Source organism: Shewanella schlegeliana, from assembly GCF_016765635.1.
GTDB classification, from domain to species: Bacteria; Pseudomonadota; Gammaproteobacteria; order Enterobacterales; family Shewanellaceae; genus Shewanella; species Shewanella schlegeliana.
Window position 1 is genome coordinate 1 of sequence record NZ_JAESVD010000007.1, and the last position, 20,542, is coordinate 20,542.

Here is a 20,542-nt window from a genome sequence, read left to right on the forward strand (position 1 = left end):
CGCTCAGTGACTTGTTTAACAGCTTCTATTTTGAACTCATCTGGATATCGTTTTCCGCGCATGTAACACCTCATATTTTTGGTTAAGTATAACTCTATGAAGTGTCTACTGTTCTAGGGGCTTACCAGCCTTAGAATTACTTAAATCATACCTGAATTATGATGAGTCATTTGCACATACTAAGTTTATTGAGTTATGTACTAAAGATATTCGGGTCAGTGGGGGGCATGGTTCACACTTTTTTTTCAACCGTGGATTCGAAAGTGACCATGTAAATGGATATATTGAACTTGTTCAGCGAATGCTAAACTCTCAATTTACTGATATTAGAAAAGAAGCCTCTAGACAAATTTATGCCCGGTGGTTTTTCAATGACCTATTTAAAGATGAGCTAGCCTTGGTTCTTAAAGGCGACAAAGAGCTAAGGAGTGGCTGCTCTTCAGTTTTATGTCAGTTTTTAAGGGAAGATAAATACCATGACCGAATTAGCAAAATTGAGCCGTCATATAGGATGTTAATAAACGATGAGGACAAAGATATTTCACGGGCTGTGGGTTCGTGCATTCAGTATGACAACTACTGGGCAAAGCACAATTCAACTATATTATTCAGTGATTTTGTCAAATCTAAAGCTGTAAAATACTGTATTTACGATCTGTTTAGAAAATTAGAAAGCTTTCCTGGTATGCTTGTCGATATAAGTGGCTGTCTATTGAATCTAGTCAAAAACATCGTTGAAATAGATAAGAATGAAGAGTCTTTAAAGCATCGACATATGCATATCCGCGACTCTTCTCTTCTAAGCGTGTTACAACGTCTTTATGATGAAGCTACGGAAGATGAAGACGATGAAGCAATCAGTACTTGTTTGGATATATGGGATGAACTGTTGAATTCGGAAATTTATACAGCAATGAATGCAGTAAAAGAGCTTGATAATGGGCTACTCACATAAATTATATGTAGTTGTAGTAGCCCAAACTTACTTTTTCTAACAGCTCTCTTCTCTCTTCCTCTGAGAGCTGTTTTATCTCCTTCACTAGCCTATCAACCTTAGTTTCTTTCATATCACTTCCCAACAGCAACGCGGCAGTCATACCTAGCTCTTTCCTTAAGGGTTCAACATCAAGATGTGCATAAGTACTTGCGGTTATACTGATATCACTGTGCGCTAGAAGCTTGCTGGTCACTTGGATACTCCCTCCACGTGTCATATTCCAGCTGGCTAATGTTCTACGTAGATCGTGTATAGTAACGCTCTCACCTTTTTCAGCACTCCGTAACCCCGCTCGCTCTGTGATTCGCCACCAGAAGCTGCCTTTGCCAGATTTTTCACTGACGTGGCCAGATTTGCTGCGAGAAGAGGGAAAAACATACTTTTCCCCTATTTCAGCCTCTTTACTTCGCCGTTTAAGAATATCCAACATCTCTTCTGTTAATGGCACAGCATGAGCCTTTTTAACTTTCATCTTAGTAGCAGGAATAATCCAAATGCCTTGTTCATAGTCAACCTCAGCCCACTCCATACTAAAAACACAGGATTTGCGCTGGCCTGTTATCAACAGCGTTATAACGACATCACGCCTGTCAGGCTCTTCGTGGTTAAGCGCTTCGAGTAATGCAGCAACCTCTTGCTTACTTAGAGTACGCTCTCTCTTCTCCTCTCTTAACTTTTTAATCCCAGCGAAGGGGTTAAAGCCTTGTTCTGAATACATAGACTTCATCAATGTAAGGCTCTTATTTCTTATCGACACTGAGTTTTGACTGAAAATACTCTTTAATAATTGATTAGCATCAACAGAGCTAATTGCATCAATCATTAAATTTCCGACTCTGGGCTTTAAGTGATTACGCCATGTAGCCTGTATATCCCTTAATGACTTTTCTCTGCGTTCACCTGACTTTATCTTTAAGTAAAACTCACTTTCGAAGCCGTCAAAGAGTTGTTGTAAAGATATCGCTAATGCCAATTCTTTTTCACGTTCTAACTTTTGTTGCTGTTTGACCTCATTTGGGTTTTTTCCTTCTGCAATTTCCATTGCAATACGTTGAGCGCACTTGCGAGCATTTTCAATGCTTATGCCTGGAAATTCGCCAATCGTTACCGAAATATCACGTCCTAACCGTTTTCGACGAAACCGATAAACAAAATTTCCTGATGGTAAAACTTCTAAAACTAAGCCCTTTACCGAGTCTCGATGTCCGCAATCTTTAACCCGGTACCGTTTGTCTTCAATCGTTAACTGTTCAAAACTTCGTTTAGTAAATACGTGAGCTTTGGTCATAACCTTCTACTTCCCTTTCATCTTGTGCCGCCTATGTGCCGCCATAGGCAATCATTTTAGGTAATGAAGGTTAATGTTGCACAAAGTTGCTTTCAAACTAACTTATTGACTATTAATAATAAATAACATCTGTCAATGTCTGTTAAGGTTGTAGCTTATCCCCTGTGGGGAGACCATAAGACATTCGCTCTTGTGCATTTCTATTCGTTATCATATTCAACTGTACTGCGTGAGCCTATCTGGTATTAGTCTGTGTTTGTTGGACTTATTCACATCCATGTGAAAGCAAATGATTACGTTGAGTATTACGCTATTCAATGTCGCCGTTGATTTATATGGCTTCACATATTAGTGGTTGAATGATCCGTGGTAGCACTCCCTGAAGTTTTGAAATTGCGACACCATAGTTGGTGATCGGCACATTTCTGCGTTCACATTCGCGGATCCGCCTTAGCATTTCAGTACGATTGAACATACATGCACCACAATGAACCACTAGCGCATACTCTTCTAGGTTTTCAGGGAAATCATGACCACTTATCACGTCAAAAGTAATCTTTTTCCCGCTATAGCTACGGATCCAATTTGGCAACTTTACTCGACCAATATCATCATCTTGGGCATGATGACTACATGCTTCACAGATTAAGATCTTACAACCATCTTGCAATTTATCTAAGGTATTGGCACCAGCAACCATTGGTGGCAACTCGCCTTTAAAACGAGCAAATAAAGTTGAAAATGTGGTTAATGGAATCGTTGCGGGCACGATACTATCGACCTGTTTGATCACTTGTGCATCTGAGATAATGAGTGCTGGCGGAGAACTAAATTGAGTTAGCAGATGTGCAAGCTGAGACTCTTTGACTACAGTCGCAATACAATTATTATCTAGTGTCTCTCTCAGTACTTGAACCTGAGGCAGGATTAACCGTCCTTTGGGAGCCGCAGTATCAATGGGGACAACACATAAGATATGTGCACCTTCATTGTAGAGATCGCCTGCAAGAGGGGGCTGTACTTTAAGGTTTGCAGGTACGAGCTCAGATATCAGTCGCTTAACCTCTTTATCTCCCTGCCCTTTCGCTGCAGATACGGCAATGAAAGACAGCTTTCTTTGCCGACAAAAGTCGATATCTTCAGCTTTTGGCATGCAAATATCAACTTTGTTAAATACGATTAAGAATGGGAGTTTTAATGCTGTCATTTCTTCAATCAGCGCAAACTCATGCTCGGTTAGGCCCTGATCATCAACAACTAATAGTGCTATATCTGCACGGTAAAGCACATGTCGAGTTGCTTTTACTCTTTGCTCACCAAGTGTTCCATTATCATCAATACCTGCAGTATCGAAAAAAGTAACGGCCCCTAGCGGTAACAACTCGTATGGTTTAGCGACTGCGTCGGTCGTTGTTCCTTTTATATCAGAAACAATGGCGACTTGTTGGCCGACTAGCATATTTAGTAATGATGATTTACCAGCGTTACGTCGCCCTAATATTGCAATTTGATATCGCATCCCTCTTGGAGCAATTTGACCTTGGCTGGTTTCAGGGTTAATACCTTGACACATATTGATACCTTCTTGAGTCTCCACGGCTACAGTTAGGTTGTAAACCATGGTGTTGTATTTGTTGAAACATGGCTGCCAGTCGCTGTTCTATATGGCTGGTAGCGGTATTTTTACCCGGATAAATATTATAACTGGCATAGACTTGTGAGGGCGTAAATGAGGGCATTACAACGTTACAACCACGCATAAGTCCAAGTTCTCGCGCACCGAGTTCAATGACTTCCAATGAACTCGTTGCTGGGATGTTTGCACCGGGATTCATTAGCCGCAATATCGCGCTAACCCGATGACTTTTGAGCACCTCGCCATTTGGACTTTGTGCAAAAGGGGTTTGGGCGTGTGCGACAAATGGGCCGCATGCCAACATATCGAGCTCCAAGTCATAAAGCCTCAATATATCTGTAGCAAGAATTTCATCGGTCATCCCAGGTAAGTCGGTTATGACTCCCGAGCCAGTTTGATAACCGAGGGACTGAATATACAATAAGCGTGCTAATCGTTCGTCAAAGTTGGCATTAGGCCTACATTGGTCAAATAGTTGCTTGTTAAAGGTTTCCATTTTCAGCAAATAACGGTCAGCCCCCGCCTCGCGCCAAAGTTTAAGTTCTTGGTGCTTACGGTCACCTAGCGATAATGTTATCGCTAGGTTATGCCGCGCTTTGATGGTGCGAATAAGTTCCGCGATTGTCTCTGCGCGATATTGCCAATCATCACCTGATTGCAACACCACTGTCCCAATGCCGAATTGTGCAATGTCATCGACAGCGTCGAGGATTTCATCAATGCTTAATCGATAACGTTCAACTTGGCGGTTACTACTGCGCAGCCCGCAATAGTGGCAGTTATGTCGACAATGGTTGGAGAACTCGACTATACCGCGGATAAAAACCTGATTATCAAATACCCCTTGGGTAACCGCTTGAGCGTTAGCAAACAACCATTCATCTTGCTCCCCATTGAGTAATCCAATGATCTGTTGTTCACTAAAACAGATGGGGGATAGTGAGGAACTGGCAGAAATCATTAATTTTCTTCTTTAGTTAGATGGGTCATTGAGGGAGTGACATGTGGGTTAAATGCAGCTACTTGGCGGCATTCGTCCACATAACGGCTTATAGCCAGTCGCCAGTCGCCAGAGACTTCTGCTGGTAATCCTTGTTGATACCAAGATTGTAGTTCTCCAGGTTGCAGCCCCATTAATGAGCACTCAATCTGAAACCAAAGTCCTTGCGCTGAAACTAAACGACTATGGGCATACTGGCCGACAAATAAACAATCGCCAATAAGCAAAATAGGTTGTAGAGGTAACGCCTGAGTTAACACCCGATTGACTTGTTGTGGAAATTCAAAGCTAAGGGCCCCACTCCAGCGCTTAGATTCGGCGAACATGGGTATCACTTCATCTTTTGTCATATTAGGGCGTAAAATTGCTGCAAATTCATCGCGCCAATACAGATCGGGTTGTAACTCGATAATATCGAGTCGATGTAAACTACCATCAAGCAATTTTCTGCGAATAAGACTGCCCACTTCAGAGTGGGCAAAATTAGTATAAATCGCAGCGTGTAGAACCATCGATGTCGCGCTTTCCATTGCTGTTAATAATGATTGCTTATCAAGACCAGCGGATGGACGTATGGCATTAATGCACATCGGGTACCTTATCTATTAGTGAAATAATTTTGATGCTAAATTAAAGGTAGATATCTCGTTCGCCAGCTTCAGTTTTCGCTAAACAAGTACGTACGTTACGTTCTCTAGCGGGACTCATCGCTGCGAGTTCTCGTTCAATCAAAGCGGTACCTGCTGCACGGGTTTTGGGCCCAGCATAATCATTTAAATACTCTTTAAAGGTGATTAATGCGTTAGGTTGGCAGAATTTCCCGATAAATTGTTGTTTCGCTAAGCCTATAAAGTGATCACCAGTTCGGCCCTTACGGTAGCAGCCTGTACAGAATGATGGGATTGCATTCGACTCTGTCACTAACTCATAAATGATGTCATCCATCGCGCGATGATCCCCAAGACTAAATTGCTCAGCATCATATTGATCTTGCTCGCTGTCTTGATAACCACCAGGAGATGTACGGCTACCGGCACTGATCTGCGATACACCGAGTTCTAATAACTCTTTACGTAAGCCCGCGCTTTCACGGGTACTCATTATTAGCCCTGTATAGGGTACAGCTAAGCGAGTAATAGCCACGATTCGTTTAAAGCATGCATCATCCACTTCATAGGGGGGCTTTTCACTTATAGCTGACCCATGAGCAGGTTCAATTCGAGGGAACGAAATCGTGTGTGGTCCAATTCCGCAAACGGTTTCTAGTTGCGCCACATGAGTTAACATGGCTAATAACTCAAATCGGTGGTCATATAACCCAAATAGGGCACCGATCCCAACATCATCAATACCCGCTTCCATTGCTCGGTGCATTGCATATAGACGGTATAGATAGTCTTTTTTCTTACCTTTTAAATGCACACTTTCATATGTGGGTTGATGGTATGTTTCCTGAAAACACTGGTAAGTTCCTATTGCAGCGGTTTTAAGCACTTTGAAGTCAGCAGTACTCATCGGCGCACAATTCACATTAATGCGGCGGATCTCTCCCCCTTTGTCATCTTTGACGCTATACATGGTTTGAATGCTATCAACAATAGCATTGACATTGTTACGTGGGTGTTCGCCATATACGGCTAGAATCCGTTTGTGTCCCATCCCTTCTAAAATGGTCACTTCTTTTCTAATTTCTTCTTGATTTAACGTCTTGCGCTTAAGTGCATGATTATCTGCATTAAAGCCACAATAACTGCAGCTATTGGCACAATGATTGGATACATATAGTGGAGCAAACAGAACGATGCGGTTACCGTAAATGGTATTCTTTACCTCTCGAGCGACGGCAAACAATTCCTCATCTAATTGTTCATGCTGGTTTTGTAATAACAAAGCCGTCTCTTCAATGCTCAGGCCTTGGCACTGACGGGCTTTAGCTAGAACCTGACGTACTTGCTCTGCAGAGGGGGCAGCCGCATTATTAATCGCAGCCCAAATAGCTTTTTCATCAATAAAGCTCTTATTAGCATCGTAGTGAGAAATGGAGATTGAATGCGGGTGTTCTTTTGTAGTCATAACCGGTAAAACTCTATTTGTATAGCAATCAAAAGCAGCAGCTACCTAAAGGTAACTACTGCTTTGTCGTTAGAAGGTGGGGAAGATCAACTTATTTGTTGCGCTGTTGATTCACTGTAACGGGAACGATTTCCTGTTCAACCCACAATGGTGTGTATTCTGCAGCATCGTGATAAGGCACATTACCGTGGATCATCATCGCCTTGAAATCATCAAATCGATAGACAGCCAAGAACAAGTGCACTGGTAGGAATGCCGTTAGAATAAGACCTGCAACTAAATGGATTTGTCCTAATAGCCACACTAGATCACGCGGCGCCGCATGTGGCACTAACCATAAGACTAAACCAGATAGTATTAATAGGGTGCCGCCGATTAACACACAGGCTCCAAATAATTTCTGACCTGAGTTATATTTGTTCATTGGTGGCACAGGAACTTTTTTACCCAATAGAAACTTCTGTGGATAACCACCTAATACCATAAACCATTTCACATCGCGTTCTGACAAGCTAAATACTCGAGCGATAAATAACACCACTCGATCGAAAGCTATCACAGTAAATGCGAGTGCATCTAGACTCAATACAACACCAGCAATAATGTGGATGTCGTAGGTTAATTGCATACCTTCTTGCGATAACGGTTTGAAAAACAATAGTAATCCAGTAGCTGCTAACGGCAAAAAGCTTAGTAATAAAATATAGTGAAACACTCTTACATTAAGAGGGTGTTTCTGAATAGGTCTCATGTCATGCTGGTTATGATGCATTTTCTCATCTCCATTAAGAGTTCAGCTTGGTACGGTCAACAAAGTGAGTGTGCAGCAGATCGTGGGACATATGTCCTAGTGGCTGACCGCCAAACTCTTTGTAGTACTTTTCAACTGCCGGGTTAGCATGACTCACACGTAACTTAGCAATCGCATCATCTTTATATAAACCTGCACTACGTGCTTTTATATAGTCATTTCGCTTGGCCACTTTGCTTGCAAACCAGCCTACTGGAATCGCCATTACTGCGATAAAAGCCGCACCGATGGCCATAAATTTGCGACGGGATATAAAAAAACTATCTTCAGCAAACACATGCTTTTTGTTGTTCATGGTGTTGCTCCTTATTAGATATTACCAATCCAAGATGAACCATTGCCGTCAATAGGCTGGCCACCGCCGTTTACGCAACCACCAGCGCAATTCATCACTTCGATGAAGTGATAAGGAGAAGTGCCAGCCATTATGTCTCGTAAAATCGGCTCTACGTTATTACCCATATCATGCACAACTGCCACGTTAACAGTGACATCTTGCGATAAACTTTGATCAAATAACGTCACAGATGCAGCTTTTACACCCGCTAAACCACGTACGGGTTCGAACTCAAGCTTGGCCATTTCATCGCCAGTTAAAACCTTGTGTGCGGTACGCAGCGCAGCCTCCATTACACCGCCTGTCGCACCAAAAATGGTACCTGCGCCAGTATATTCAGAGAATAAGCTATCGCCTTCGTATTCAGGTGTTTTTGCTAGGTCGATCTCAAGTAACTTTAATAGCTGCGCCATTTCACGAGTGGTCAATACAGCATCAACATCTTGATATTCAGGTACATTGGCACCCTGTTGTTGATTATATTTCCAAGCCGAATTGAACTCTGGACGAGACGCTTCTACTTTTTTAGAGGTACATGGCATAACTGCAACAGTGAAAATATTTTCTGGTTGCATGGCATAAACTTTTGCACCATAAGTTTTGGCTACAGTTCCAGCCATCTGCTGTGGAGACTTGGCTGTTGATAAGTTTGGTAGCAAACTTGGGTAGTTGGTTTCTAGGTAGCGAACCCAGCCTGGACAACAAGAAGTGAATTGAGGTAATGCACCGGCATCAGCTTCCCCTTTCACGTTTGCGTGCAAACGATGTATGAACTCACTTCCCTCTTCCATAATGGTTAGGTCAGCGGCAAAGTTACAATCGAAAATCTTGAAACCTGCTTTATTCATAGCGCCGTACAGCTTACCCGTCACTAATTCACCAGTGCCTAAGCCAAACTCTTCACCGATGGCAACGCGTACAGCAGGGGCAATAATGCCCACGACTTTAACGTCTTTATCCGCCAGTTTTGCAATTACGGTTTCTAGTGCTGAGTGGGTCTCAATAATAGCCCCAAAAGGACAATTGATTAGACATTGACCACAACTTAAGCACTTCTCTTTATTAATCGAGTGTACAGCGCCTGAAGCACCTTCTATGGCATTGGTAGGACAAAATTTCTGACAAGCATCACAGCCTTTACATTTAGATGCTTGTATCTCAATCAGCCCCTGGATCTCTCCGGGTTGATAGGTGGTGACAGTCATAGATTTACGCGTTCCTTATTATTAGCCATTAGTTGATAGTTAGTTTAAACCTAAGTTCTAATAGGCTTTATTTTTAGTTAGTAATAAAAAGTCGGCAGAATATAAAGTAAATATCAGACTTAAAATGCTTTACTGATCAAATTATTAGAACTTTATTATTTATAACAACCAAACTTAACGTGACTCATTGAGCCAATTAATTTTTGCGAATTATATTTCAGTGTGACATTTATTTACTAAACTGTTGTGATTACGTTTTATTTGTTACACACCACCAAAAACACAAGCCGCCCAACACATTGATTTAGAAAGGATTGCGTAGCACAAGCAGTTCCCCCCCCCTGCGCGGATATGTTATTTATTTATTGCCAAAGAGTATTTAACCAATAAACATTTCATTGGCAACCCGAAATCAATAATGCATAAATTAATAAGCCGTATTAATAAGGCATGAATTAACAAATTCATTAGTAAGGAGCAAATTAATAAGCCGCATTAATAAGGCATGAATTAACAACCCCATCAGTAAGGAGTAAATTAATAAGCCATATTAATAAGGCATGAATTAACAACCCCATCAGCAAGGAGTAAATTAATAAGCCGTATTAATAAAGCATGAATTAACAACCCCATCAGTAAGGAGTAAATTAATAAGCTGCATTAATAAGGCGTGAATTAACGAGTTTATTAGTAAATAGTAAATTAATAAGCCGCGTTAATAAGGCATGAATTAATAAACCCATTAATAAGAAGTAAATTAATAAGGATCAAATTAATAAGTGATAACTTAACAAGATGAGGGGGAGACGTGAGTTAATAAGCTGTAGGTTATTAGATTGTGGTTATATAACACACACCAGCGAAGGCATTAATTAATAATTAACATCTTTATGAATATAAACATGGTGATATGATGTATATTGCCCCAGACAAGTACATACCTACGACTTCAATAACACTCCTTGTGGATAACTGGTTATTTTCACCAAGGCGTATATCAAAAAATCAAAGCTTTCTTGTCTGATGACCCTCTACAGCTCTGTAAGCAAGAAGACATTTGGCGGCTAAATCAGGCTCTTTCAGATATTATTGACCGCACACTTGAGCTTATGCCTCAAAAGCTATCTATACGGACATGCGAGGTTGACTTGATGGTAACCCAACCAACCCAAACCCGTTGTCACATAAACAAAGTGCAAGAAAATATTAGAACAAGGCAAATAGCCAACTGGTCACCTGAGCAGTCCTTTTGTGGTTCAACCACAAGATGTGACTTCTTAGGTGACCCTAATACTTTGAACATGGCTTTACTATTAGTTATTGCCTTCGCTTCGTTGCCACTTATCGACAACTAGGGCCGCGATGATATCGCCTTCGACGTTTACAGCTGTGCGAAAGGTATCCAATGGCCTTTCAATTATCAGCAAGATTGCAATCGCTTCTAGGGGGATCCCAGCTGCCAGCAGCACTAGCTGCATACCCGACATCGAGCCCGATGGCATTCCCGGCGCACCGATAGAGGAGACCATGGCCATGATAAAGATCATCACTATGCCAGTTGTGGTCAGGTCGACACCAAATAGCTGCGCGAGAAAAACCGCGGCAACACCTTCAAATAGCGCTGTACCGTCCATATTCATCACAGATCCTAACGGTAACACCATACTGCTAGTGGTGGGTGATACCCCTAGATCTTGGGCACTTCGCATCGATAAAGGCAGGGTTGCCGCACTCGATGAGGTGGCAAAAGCCATCGCTAGAGGCGCACTAATTCCTTTAAACAGCGTGGATATTTTAATCCCAGTAAGCAGCTTTGCTAGGCTAGGTAACACCACCAGCCCGTGGAGCATAGTTAGTGCAAAAACCAAAAGTGCAAACAGCGCTAATTGACTAAATAGCGCCGTACTTCCTTTAAGGGAAAACTCCAGTACGATGGCAAAAATGGCCAAGGGTGATAGGCGAATAATGCCGCCCACCATGGTGTTTATGCCCTTATTTAAGCCATTTATCACTTCAAACAGCGGATGCTTTTCAGGTAATGCTGATAAAAGCGATATACCTAACATGAAAGAGAACACCACCACTGCGAGCAGATTGCCATCGGCGATGGCCGCAACCGGATTTACTAAGGCCATATTAAGCAGCTTAGTCGCAATCGCCCCGCCGCTCGCTGCCTGCTCACCAATTAGCCTAGTTCCTTCGGCTAAAGGCACAGCCTGAGTGAGTGGCTGCCAAGCAGGCAGCAGTAAGGATGCCCCCAAGCCAAGACTTACCGCTATCATGGTAGTGAAGGTGTAAAATGCTAATGTGCGTCCACCTAAGGTTTTTAGCTTAGCGATTGCACCGATATTACTGATCCCTTCGATAAGCGACAGCATCACCATGACGCCAACGACCATCTTCAGTAAACCGATATACACCGTTTTACCTAACATCAGGAACTGATACCAAGCTTGCTGGTCTATTTCGGCAGTGCCGTTAGGATAAACAAAATGGGTTAACCCGCTTGCCAAAATCCAAGCAGCACCTGCGGCAAAGACTAACTGTAGTGGCAAAGAGCCACGAATTTTATTCCACATCAAGGGGTTCCAGTTTTGTTTGATTTGTTGGCTAGCGAAACTAGCGGCATGTTAAGGCTCAAGCGGCAAATAATCGCGGCTAAATCCCATATGGAGTCATCGTGCGTCTAATAGGGGGTCAGGATTATAGTCAGTAATAAAGAAATGAAAATTAGCGAAATTGGTAATTAACTATTACCTGTGGGTAATAGTTAATTTCTATGTGCAATGAGTGCAACACGTAACAATTGAGATTCAAGCTTAGGGAGCAAAGCTCGCTTATAGGAAGGAGGCGCCTCAGTATCATTCAACATTAAAACTTTATGATTAAGTTGAAAGATACTGCGGCTGTTATCGACTCTAGCGGTAATAGATTTGGCAGTACTAGAATTAGCTGTACTAAATTTTTACACAGGCAAATATGGCGTTACCTGAGACGCCATCCCAAGACATGAGCTTGTCGTAATCGTGCTCTAAAATGTGCACTTCAAAGTAAGGTTGCAGCAGCAATTTAAGCTCGGCAAAACCGACAGCTACCATTGGGTGCTCATCTTGCCAAGACTGGGTAACGCCCGCTGTTGTTTTTTCAATGCTCAGCTTTAGCGCTTGCTTTTCACCGTCTCCCGAATAATACCAACCCGAGCTAAACACAAACTTGCTGTCTTCATGGCTTGCACTGTGGCTAACCACTGAGCTGTTGTCTATTCTGCTTTTCTTAACCGCATTAAAACAGAACATACCGCCTTCACTTAACGCAGCATGAGCACTACGAATACACTCTTTTAGCTTCTCAATACCATCACTATAGTGAATTGAGTAGAGAAAACAGGTGATAAGATCTAAAGGCTCAGCAACCGTAAAATTAGCCATATCATGGCAGATAAACTCTGCTTCAGGACAGCGTAATTTTGCGATATCCAGCATAGGCTGATTAATGTCTAGGCCGCTACTTTGATAGCCATTTTCAATAAAATATTGCACATGTGGCCCGGTGCCACAGGCTAAATCTAGGTGACGAACACCTCTATTGCCAAACAACTGATGCAGGCGACGAATGCAATCGCTCTGGGCTTGATAGTTAATGTCTGCACACATTAAATCATAATAACCAGACAGGTCGGTATATAAGGCGTTGGTTTGCGCTGTAAGCAAGGGGGTTTACCGTGAATTTTTGGGGTGGCGCATACTATACTAATTGCTCCCATTTGCGAAGCAGATAAATGAGCCTTTATGAACATAGGGAGCAATACAGGAGGTTAGACATTGCAACCCTATGGTCATGGGAGAAAAACCGTAATTGATAGTGGTTGCCAACCATGGTTCACAATACAAACTGCACTTTGCATATATATTTTATGATATGACGAAGCGAAACAATTAAATAAGCACGACTTAACCCAATTAACACTCGCCATAAGCCCCACTCCTTGCCTAGCGAATCGTTCAGTTTTATGACCTCACAGAGCCCTGTTTATCTTATCTATATCGGCTCACCTAAATTTTGCCAAAACCACTAAAATAACCTGACAAATGGTCGATAGATAAAATGGTGAATGCGCTTACTGATGGGATAGATTCTCACCAGTCAATTCTCTAGAGTGTGGTATCCTCTTCCAAATATCACTATAAAATCAACATGCTTGTTTAGCTGAAACTTGCAGCACTTATTTCATCCTCGAAAATAGGAAAATTGAATACATGAGTCAGCCCCTATTTATTGCAGAAGTCTCTAGTAATCACCACAAAAGCTTAGATCGCTGTATCGAGTTTATTGAAACCTCAGCGGCAATTGGCTGCGATGCCGTCAAATTCCAGCTTTTTAAAATTGATGAGTTATTCTCACCTGAGATCCTTGAAAAAAGCGCGATGCACCGTGATAGAAAAGAGTGGGAACTCCCGGTCGAGTTTATTCCAGCACTACGGGAAGCCTGTGAGCACTTTAACATTCAGTTTTCCTGCACCCCTTTCTATCTAAAGGCCGTAAAAGAGCTAGAACCTTACGTGCACTTTTTCAAAATAGCCTCATATGAACTACTGTGGACAGACTTATTGATTGAGTGCGCTAAGACCAAATTGCCAGTTGTCATCTCTAGCGGCATGGCAACCATTGAAGAGATAGATGGCGCAATTGCCACCTTAAAGGAACATGGGGCTGAAGATATCACCCTACTCCACTGTGTTTCAGCTTATCCCACTCCTGAAGAGCAGTGTAACTTAGCCGTACTCCAAAGCTTTAGAGAGCGATATGGCGTCAAAGTCGGTTGGTCTGATCATACGGTATCGCCTGCGGTGCTCAATCGCGCGATTCATCGCTGGCAGGCCGATACCATTGAGTTTCACCTTGACCTCGATGAGCAAGGCGCAGAATACGCTGCTGGACACTGCTGGTTACCGCAACAGATTGCCCCCGTTATTCGAGGTGCAAAACTGATCGAAGAGATCGATGGTAGCTCTATCAAACAGTTTGTCCCCTGTGAAACGTCAGATAGAGAGTGGCGCGCCGATCCCGATGATGGTTTACGCCCTTTTAAACAGATCCGTGCAAGCTTTCAGGGCGATAAGGCTTAGGTTAATAGTTTTCAGAAGCAAGCTTTGCAACAAAACTAAGCTTGTGCCTAACAAAAAGCCCTATCACTTAAGGGCTTTGATTTTAACTGCTATAGGGTTGTGACTTTTAAGGTGTCATATACCCATTTAACTCTCTGCTCCAATTGCTGTCGATCATCGGCGGTGACGATAAAGACTCCGAATCGACTCGCGTGACTGGTGGTTTCGGGCACGACATCACCCACTTGATACCAGATCTCAAGCTTCTTAACAAAGTCTTCAGCTTGAATAGCTTCAATTCCCGAGATAGACGTGACTTTTCCAGGCTTGGGAAAGAAGTAACGATTCGCTACCGCTTGGTCGATAACAGGAGTTAGCTTCTCTAACTCCGGTGGCTCGCCCAAGGCAATTTTGAGTGCCGCTTCGACGTAATTAATCCCGAGACCTAAAGGAACCAGGCTTTCAGAAAAATCACCACCGCTTAGACGAGTTGCAACCTCAATAATTTTCGGGCCAACATCGGTATAAACGATATCCCCTTTAATCACGCCATCTGTCAGGCCAAGAGCTAAAGCAGCTTGCTCAATCAAGGCTTCAACTTTAGCTCTTTTTTCACCTTGAATTAAACTTGGCTGCCAACCACCATTCTCAATGATATTAGGTGCAAAGCGAGTTAACATTTCGTAGTTACGATCGACATAACCAGGTGTATAGGCTTGCCCACGATACATGATGGTCTCGGTACTGATCTGAGGTCCAGCAAGGTACTCCTCCACCATGACATCACCAGCAAAAGACTCTCTTTTCGCCTTGTCATAAAGTGCTGACAAATCCGAGTCCTGTGTCAGTAAAAACACCCCCCTGGCACCAGAGCGATCGAGTGGCTTGATGATTAACGGTAGCCCTCTTTTAGCTGCTATATCCGCTAAATGCTCGGCATTTTCTAATAAGCAAAACCAAGGAATAGCAACACCGTGGCGCTCGAAACATTGCTTCATCTTAAGCTTATTGGTGGTAATCATTGCCGCTTCGATAGGAATATGTGGCACCTGAATATGTTCAGCCAGCTGAGCGACATATTGTGATATATCGCTGCCCATAACGCACACGGCATCAATTTTTCGCTGCTGCTCTTGGTAGTCATCGACAAAAGCTTTTAAGGCTCCTAAGTCCATGGTACTGACAACGGCATAATCATCGGCAATCGCAAAACCTGGAGATGCAGGGTTCGCATCGACCACGACCGTGTGTAAGCCCATCTTGTTTGCGGTTTTGATCAAAAATAGCTGATCACGACTGCCACCAAGTAGCAATACTGTTTTATGACATTTGGCTAGCGACATCCATTAAGCTCCTAAAATAGCGCCGCCACTCACAGCGAGCACCTGAGCCGTCATATACTGCTGCTCATCAGAGGCTAGCATCACACAAGCACTGGTGATGTCTTCCATACGAGCCGCCTTCTTTAGCAATGTCATATCGATCACTTTTTGCCCCGCTGGACTATCTATCTCATCGGCGGTCTGATCCGTACGAACAATTCCAGGCGCAACGGCATTAACAAGAATATTGTGCTCGGCGCCATATCGTGCGATCACCTTAGTTAGGCTATTGAGTCCTGCTTTAGATACCGCATAGTGAACCGTTTTAGGACCATGGTATTGTCCGGCTACTGATGAAATATTGATAATGCGGCCCCCCTGCTGCGCTTGCATGTAAGGGAACACTTCTTGGCAACAGATAAATGGCCCTTTAAGGTTCACTCCCATTATCTCGTCCCAAGCTTCATCGGTCACTTCATCGAACCAACCGCGCTTATTGATCCCCGCATTATTGACCAAGATATCGATCTTTCCAAAAGCGGCTACGGCCTGTTCGAATAGCTGCTTTATCTCAGCTCGCTCGGTAACATCAGCCTTAATAGCAATGGCATTGTGTCCATCAAGATTAAGCTTATCGGCTAACGCCTGAGCTTGCGCTTCACTATGGACATAATTGATTACGACCTTGGCTCCTTGAGCGCAATACTCCTGTGCGATCGCGGCGCCAATGCCTCTTGAAGATCCAGTAATAACCGCGACTTTACCGGCTAAACGCATCACTTGTTCACTCCTAAATAGTTTGGCCATTGCTGTGCAATTTGCTCAATGATCTGCCCTGGCATCATGCCGCACTCGGCGCTGCACTCATCTTTACTGCCTGGATAAACAAACTTGTCATCAATACCACTTCTTAGTACCTGCATAGATAAGTTTGCATCAGCAAGGGTTTCTAGCACTAGCGAGCCAAAACCGCCATTAAGCACGCTTTCTTCAAGTGTTATCAGGTGCTTTGTTGGTGCAACTAACTCAACGAAACGCTCAGCAGGGAAAGGTTTAATCGATTGCACACAGATGATGCCGTAGTCTTTACCTTGCGCTTCCAATAGTGCTTTAAGCTCATATGCCGCAACTAAACGGTTACCCAAACAGACTAAATAGCCATCACGGCCCTGCACTGGGACAGATAAGCCACAAGGCTCAATCAAGCCAGCATCGGGTTCTGGAGCAGGAATAGGCTCATAGGGATATAGGATCACCATAGGCCCCTGAGGATTGTCGAGGCGCTTTTCAATCAACTCTGTTAATGCTGTGGAGCTTGCTGGGTACACCAACTGCATATTTGGGAATGAGCGCAGGTAGGGAATATCGTAAATTCCGTGGTGGGTCGCGCCATCATAACCAGCGAACCCCGCACGCACGCCAAATACCGTCACAGGTAAATCCATATAACAAGCGTCATGAATAAGCTGATCGTAGGCACGCTGCATAAAGGTCGTTTGCATACAGACGACAGGCTTCTTACCACCTAGTGCTAGACCACAAGCCATACCTACCGCTTGTTGCTCAGCCATTCCTACATCCAGTGCACGCTCAGGAAACAGAGCCAAACACTCATCCAATGATGATGCATAAGGGGTAGCTGGGGTCATGGCAAATACATCGTCATCCGTTGCCATCTTTTGTTTCAGAGCTTCAGCCGCAACAACCGCGTAGGTTCGCCCCACAACCGTTGCAGCTGCACCTTTGCCGGTGGCAGCATCGAATGGCATGGAGAAGTGCATCTTATAGGGATGATCTTTTGCACAGGCTAAGCCTTTACCTTTCTCGGTTTTAACATGAACAATCACTGGCCGCGCTAACTGCTTCGCTGCAGCTAATTGCTCAAGCAGAGTCGGCATATCATGGCCATCTTCGACCAGTAGATAGGCAAAGCCCATCCCTTCGAAGAAGGCTCGGCTATTGCTCTGCCAGTTTTCCCCTGCTGTAAGATTGCGCATTCCTCCAACAGACTTCGCAATCGCCATTTCATTATCGTTAAGCACAATCACAAGCTTACTGTCTTTATCTTCAGCACAGTAATTAAGCCCTTCGAAGGCCATGCCCTCAACCATCGAGCCGTCACCGATCAAAGAAACAACATAGTTAGCCGGCGAAGTCAGCTTAAGGGCTTTGGCATAGCCTGACGCAATAGAGAGTGAAGTACCTGCATGTGACGCATCGATTGCGTCATGCTCACTTTCATCTCTGGCAACGAATCGGTTCATGCCGCGATATTGGTTTAATGTGGCAAAATTTTCCACCCGTCCCGTTAAAATCTTATGGGTATAACCTTGATGACCCGTATCAAAAATCACTTTATCAGCTGGAGAGTCAAAGAGTGCATGAATGGCAACCGTGAGCTCTACCACTGATAAGTTAGCGCCGATGTGTCCACCAGTCGCAGAAATATTGCTAATAAGAAACTGCCTAATATCTTCGGCTAATTGGGTTAATTGCGCCGCCGACTGCTGTTTCAGTTCATTGAGAGTCGGCACAATTAATTGATGGGTTTTCATTATCAATCCTTATTATTAGGCTTTACGCAGATAAGCACAGTATTGGTGCCATAAGGGTCTGTTTCGTCATAAATAATGCCCGCTTTGATACCGATCACTTTGACGACAATAAAATACTGGTTAACGAGTGCCAGCAGCTCATCGAGAGAATATTCAATAAGGTGACAAGAGTTAACAGGGATATGGCCTATGCTATTTTGAGGTGTACTTAACACTAAGACACCGCCAGGTTTCAGCACGCGTTTAATTTCACTTAAGCACTCATGCTCTGGTACATGCTCAAGGGTTTCAAAGCTGGTTACAGCGTCGTAGGACTCATCGGCAAAAGACAACTTTGTGATGTCTTCGACAAAGTAATCGGTGTTGGCAGCGCTGTTATTTTTCTTCGCAAACTCTACACTCAACTCATCTAAATCGGCTCCATGAACCTCTTTTAAATGACTCGCCATAATGTTGACACCGTAACCATCAGCACAGGCGATGTCGATAATCTTCATATCAGGCTTAAGATGCTGCAAGGCGAGCTCGTAATGAAAGCCTAATCTGTCACCTGAGACAATACGGTGCTCATTCACCTCTTGGCGCGGAATCGCATAAATTTGCGTTGCTAAGTGGCGGCACTCAGTCAAGTATTCATCCGAATAGCTTGGTAACTCTGTTAAGAACTTAACTTTGTATCGTTGAGCGTTCATCGAAAAGTAACACTTAGGGTGCACGAGAAACTTGGCATCCTCAGTCTGAGTGAGTTCATTATTAATAGCTTTTAGTGCGCCGATACGAAAGATTTCTGAGGTAAAATGCACAGGAAAATCATCGGGTAACTTAATACAATCTAATTGCTCACTAATGGCGATATCCAGCATCGCTAAACTTGCCTGAGGGTCGAAGCAAAAATGAATGCCATCGACTCTGATCACATAATCGCTATCGGCTAAATCTGAACAAGCATCAATCATTCGATTAAGCGGGCTCGCATCGTGGCCGTAATACAGAGAGAGACGTTCATCATCGATAAGCTTAACGATCTCATCGAGCTCTCCACCACGATCAAACTCCGGAGCAACCAAGACAACATCTAAATCGGTAAAGTGGCTCAAGACACGGCGAATGGTTCGAACAACGGCAATCTCGTCCTCGACCATCCCCATACAGATATCGACGCCACCAGCCCATGAGCGTGAACTGGCTTGCACTAAGACTCTTGTTTTTATCATGTTAATTCCTATTGAAGCGGCTTCATTTTGCATTATCAACTGCGCTTACGGGCGTAGATGCAGATCTCTCTGCCGACACCGATTTCAGCCATGGATTGATACCAAGCCCTTTTCAGATCATTCTGACCAGACTCGATCAGGCTCATTTCAAATTTCATTCGTTTCTTATGACAAGCTCTGCCTAACTCATCGTTACCGACATAGTTATCCCCCATCAACAAGAACATATCTATTGGGAAACTCGACTCTTTCAAGAAGACATCAAACCCAGAGTTATTCAGCAATTGAGTCAGAGAGTTGACATCAAAATAATTAAGGTGATGAGGAGGCGCTAACCACCAAGGCTCAAGCCCATCGACCTCTCTGACGGTCTTTTGGAATGGATTGTAATCATTGGGAACTGAGATACATAACAAGCCGCCATCTTTAACGAGTGAGTTAATACACTCGAGCAACTCGATAGGGTTGGGAATATGCTCTAACACGTTACACGCATGGACCACATCAAATGGTTCAAATTGCTTTACACTAGCTGGACTTAAAAAGTCGCTCACCACATCGAGCCCCAACTCTCTGGCATGCTCACTCGCCTGTTTGGAGGGTTCAATACCTTGAGTCACCCATCCTCGTTGCTGACCGTGATGCAGAAAAAAACCTGGACCCGCGCCGACATCAAAGACACGCCGACTTCCCTCAGGTAGATGCGCTTCAAAAGTGTCAAATCGGTCTGCAAAAACACGCTCCCACCAGATAGCGTCCTCTTTGCTTTGGCTTAAAAACAAAGGTTTATCTTTAGTGTAATACTCTTCCCGATAAACCTGCTCCAACTCCTGTGCTGTTGGCATTGGCGATACATGCTTAAAACCGCATTCTTCACAATCGATGACATTGAAGCCATGACGATTGTCGATGACGTTACCAGTGTGCTGTTGAGCATCGCTGTTTGTGCCAGCCATGTTTACTTCTCCTTTACGCATTCTTCGCTGTGACAAGCAAAAT

General features: G+C 43.6%; 17 protein-coding genes. 2 read left to right on the forward strand and 15 right to left on the reverse strand.

Annotation, left to right across the window (positions count from 1 at the left end):
- The first annotated feature begins 301 nt into the window (after positions 1 to 301).
- Positions 302 to 955, forward strand: coding sequence for a hypothetical protein (locus JMA39_RS12970; protein ID WP_202722295.1), 654 nt, complete (start codon positions 302 to 304; stop codon positions 953 to 955).
- A 1-nt stretch (position 956) separates the two neighbouring features.
- Here the strand turns inward: JMA39_RS12970 and JMA39_RS12975 are convergent, their stop codons facing one another.
- The 10 genes from JMA39_RS12975 to JMA39_RS13020 form a co-directional block, all read right to left on the reverse strand.
- A complete protein-coding gene (locus JMA39_RS12975) occupies positions 957 to 2,285 on the reverse strand; it encodes a tyrosine-type recombinase/integrase (RefSeq protein ID WP_202722296.1) in 1,329 nt (442 codons plus the stop codon).
- 331 nt (positions 2,286 to 2,616) lie between these two features.
- Positions 2,617 to 3,858: a [FeFe] hydrogenase H-cluster maturation GTPase HydF gene (hydF, locus tag JMA39_RS12980; protein WP_202722297.1), complete on the reverse strand. Its 1,242-nt coding sequence runs from the start codon at positions 3,856 to 3,858 to the stop codon at positions 2,617 to 2,619.
- Entirely contained in the window at positions 3,842 to 4,882 is a 1,041-nt protein-coding gene (hydE, locus tag JMA39_RS12985) for a [FeFe] hydrogenase H-cluster radical SAM maturase HydE (RefSeq protein WP_202722298.1), read from the reverse strand. Before hydE ends, hydF begins: the two co-directional genes overlap by 17 nt.
- Positions 4,882 to 5,511 carry a hypothetical protein gene (locus JMA39_RS12990; protein WP_202722299.1) on the reverse strand — a complete coding sequence of 210 codons (630 nt, stop codon included), beginning with the start codon at positions 5,509 to 5,511 and terminating at the stop codon, positions 4,882 to 4,884. The genes hydE and JMA39_RS12990 overlap by 1 nt, the downstream gene beginning before the upstream one ends.
- A 40-nt stretch (positions 5,512 to 5,551) precedes the next feature.
- On the reverse strand, positions 5,552 to 6,994 hold the full coding sequence (hydG, locus tag JMA39_RS12995; RefSeq protein ID WP_202722300.1) for a [FeFe] hydrogenase H-cluster radical SAM maturase HydG: 1,443 nt from the start codon (positions 6,992 to 6,994) through the stop codon (positions 5,552 to 5,554).
- Between the two features lie 91 nt (positions 6,995 to 7,085).
- Positions 7,086 to 7,766 (reverse strand): cytochrome b/b6 domain-containing protein, encoded by a 681-nt coding sequence (locus JMA39_RS13000; RefSeq protein ID WP_202722301.1) that lies wholly within the window; start codon positions 7,764 to 7,766, stop codon positions 7,086 to 7,088.
- Positions 7,767 to 7,779: 13 nt separating this feature from the next.
- Entirely contained in the window at positions 7,780 to 8,100 is a 321-nt protein-coding gene (hydB, locus tag JMA39_RS13005; protein ID WP_012276515.1) for an iron hydrogenase small subunit HydB, read from the reverse strand.
- Between the two features lie 14 nt (positions 8,101 to 8,114).
- Positions 8,115 to 9,347, reverse strand: a complete 1,233-nt coding sequence (gene hydA / locus JMA39_RS13010) for an iron hydrogenase large subunit HydA (protein ID WP_202722302.1) — start codon at positions 9,345 to 9,347, stop codon at positions 8,115 to 8,117.
- A gap of 1,313 nt (positions 9,348 to 10,660) precedes the next feature.
- Positions 10,661 to 11,926 carry a dicarboxylate/amino acid:cation symporter gene (locus JMA39_RS13015; RefSeq protein ID WP_202722303.1) on the reverse strand — a complete coding sequence of 422 codons (1,266 nt, stop codon included), beginning with the start codon at positions 11,924 to 11,926 and terminating at the stop codon, positions 10,661 to 10,663.
- A gap of 378 nt (positions 11,927 to 12,304) precedes the next feature.
- Complete coding sequence (locus JMA39_RS13020) at positions 12,305 to 13,057, reverse strand: class I SAM-dependent DNA methyltransferase (protein WP_269154444.1); 753 nt, start codon at positions 13,055 to 13,057, stop codon at positions 12,305 to 12,307.
- A 546-nt stretch (positions 13,058 to 13,603) separates the two neighbouring features.
- On the opposite strand from JMA39_RS13020, the gene JMA39_RS13025 reads away from it, so the two are divergent.
- On the forward strand, positions 13,604 to 14,473 hold the full coding sequence (locus JMA39_RS13025; protein WP_202722304.1) for an N-acetylneuraminate synthase family protein: 870 nt from the start codon (positions 13,604 to 13,606) through the stop codon (positions 14,471 to 14,473).
- 89 nt (positions 14,474 to 14,562) lie between these two features.
- Here JMA39_RS13025 and JMA39_RS13030 read toward each other — a convergent pair whose 3' ends face one another.
- Genes JMA39_RS13030 through JMA39_RS13050 form a run of 5 tightly spaced genes read right to left on the reverse strand, consistent with a single transcriptional unit; the run spans position 14,563 to position 20,499 of the window.
- On the reverse strand, positions 14,563 to 15,795 hold the full coding sequence (locus JMA39_RS13030; RefSeq protein WP_202722305.1) for an ATP-grasp domain-containing protein: 1,233 nt from the start codon (positions 15,793 to 15,795) through the stop codon (positions 14,563 to 14,565).
- Positions 15,796 to 15,798: 3 nt separating this feature from the next.
- Complete coding sequence (locus tag JMA39_RS13035; RefSeq protein ID WP_237732832.1) at positions 15,799 to 16,551, reverse strand: SDR family NAD(P)-dependent oxidoreductase; 753 nt, start codon at positions 16,549 to 16,551, stop codon at positions 15,799 to 15,801.
- Positions 16,551 to 18,329 carry a 1-deoxy-D-xylulose-5-phosphate synthase gene (locus JMA39_RS13040; RefSeq protein WP_202722307.1) on the reverse strand — a complete coding sequence of 593 codons (1,779 nt, stop codon included), beginning with the start codon at positions 18,327 to 18,329 and terminating at the stop codon, positions 16,551 to 16,553. Before JMA39_RS13040 ends, JMA39_RS13035 begins: the two co-directional genes overlap by 1 nt.
- Positions 18,330 to 18,331: 2 nt before the next feature.
- Entirely contained in the window at positions 18,332 to 19,543 is a 1,212-nt protein-coding gene (locus tag JMA39_RS13045) for a methyltransferase domain-containing protein (protein ID WP_202722308.1), read from the reverse strand.
- A 35-nt stretch (positions 19,544 to 19,578) separates the two neighbouring features.
- Positions 19,579 to 20,499: a class I SAM-dependent methyltransferase gene (locus JMA39_RS13050; RefSeq protein WP_202722309.1), complete on the reverse strand. Its 921-nt coding sequence runs from the start codon at positions 20,497 to 20,499 to the stop codon at positions 19,579 to 19,581.
- Between the last annotated feature and the right edge of the window lie 43 nt (positions 20,500 to 20,542).

Coding starts and splice junctions, on each gene's coding strand:
- JMA39_RS13045 (WP_202722308.1), bottom strand. CDS start 19,543: ATGATAAAAACAAGAGTCTTAGTGCAAGCCAGTTCACGCTCATGGGCT.
- hydB (WP_012276515.1), bottom strand. CDS start 8,100: ATGAACAACAAAAAGCATGTGTTTGCTGAAGATAGTTTTTTTATATCC.
- hydA (WP_202722302.1), bottom strand. CDS start 9,347: ATGACTGTCACCACCTATCAACCCGGAGAGATCCAGGGGCTGATTGAG.
- JMA39_RS13000 (WP_202722301.1), bottom strand. CDS start 7,766: ATGCATCATAACCAGCATGACATGAGACCTATTCAGAAACACCCTCTT.
- JMA39_RS13030 (WP_202722305.1), bottom strand. CDS start 15,795: ATGTCGCTAGCCAAATGTCATAAAACAGTATTGCTACTTGGTGGCAGT.
- JMA39_RS12990 (WP_202722299.1), bottom strand. CDS start 5,511: ATGTGCATTAATGCCATACGTCCATCCGCTGGTCTTGATAAGCAATCA.
- JMA39_RS13040 (WP_202722307.1), bottom strand. CDS start 18,329: ATGAAAACCCATCAATTAATTGTGCCGACTCTCAATGAACTGAAACAG.
- JMA39_RS13015 (WP_202722303.1), bottom strand. CDS start 11,926: ATGTGGAATAAAATTCGTGGCTCTTTGCCACTACAGTTAGTCTTTGCC.
- hydE (WP_202722298.1), bottom strand. CDS start 4,882: ATGATTTCTGCCAGTTCCTCACTATCCCCCATCTGTTTTAGTGAACAA.
- hydF (WP_202722297.1), bottom strand. CDS start 3,858: ATGTGTCAAGGTATTAACCCTGAAACCAGCCAAGGTCAAATTGCTCCA.
- JMA39_RS13035 (WP_237732832.1), bottom strand. CDS start 16,551: ATGCGTTTAGCCGGTAAAGTCGCGGTTATTACTGGATCTTCAAGAGGC.
- JMA39_RS13050 (WP_202722309.1), bottom strand. CDS start 20,499: ATGGCTGGCACAAACAGCGATGCTCAACAGCACACTGGTAACGTCATC.
- hydG (WP_202722300.1), bottom strand. CDS start 6,994: ATGACTACAAAAGAACACCCGCATTCAATCTCCATTTCTCACTACGAT.
- JMA39_RS12975 (WP_202722296.1), bottom strand. CDS start 2,285: ATGACCAAAGCTCACGTATTTACTAAACGAAGTTTTGAACAGTTAACG.
- JMA39_RS13025 (WP_202722304.1), top strand. CDS start 13,604: ATGAGTCAGCCCCTATTTATTGCAGAAGTCTCTAGTAATCACCACAAA.
- JMA39_RS12970 (WP_202722295.1), top strand. CDS start 302: ATGCTAAACTCTCAATTTACTGATATTAGAAAAGAAGCCTCTAGACAA.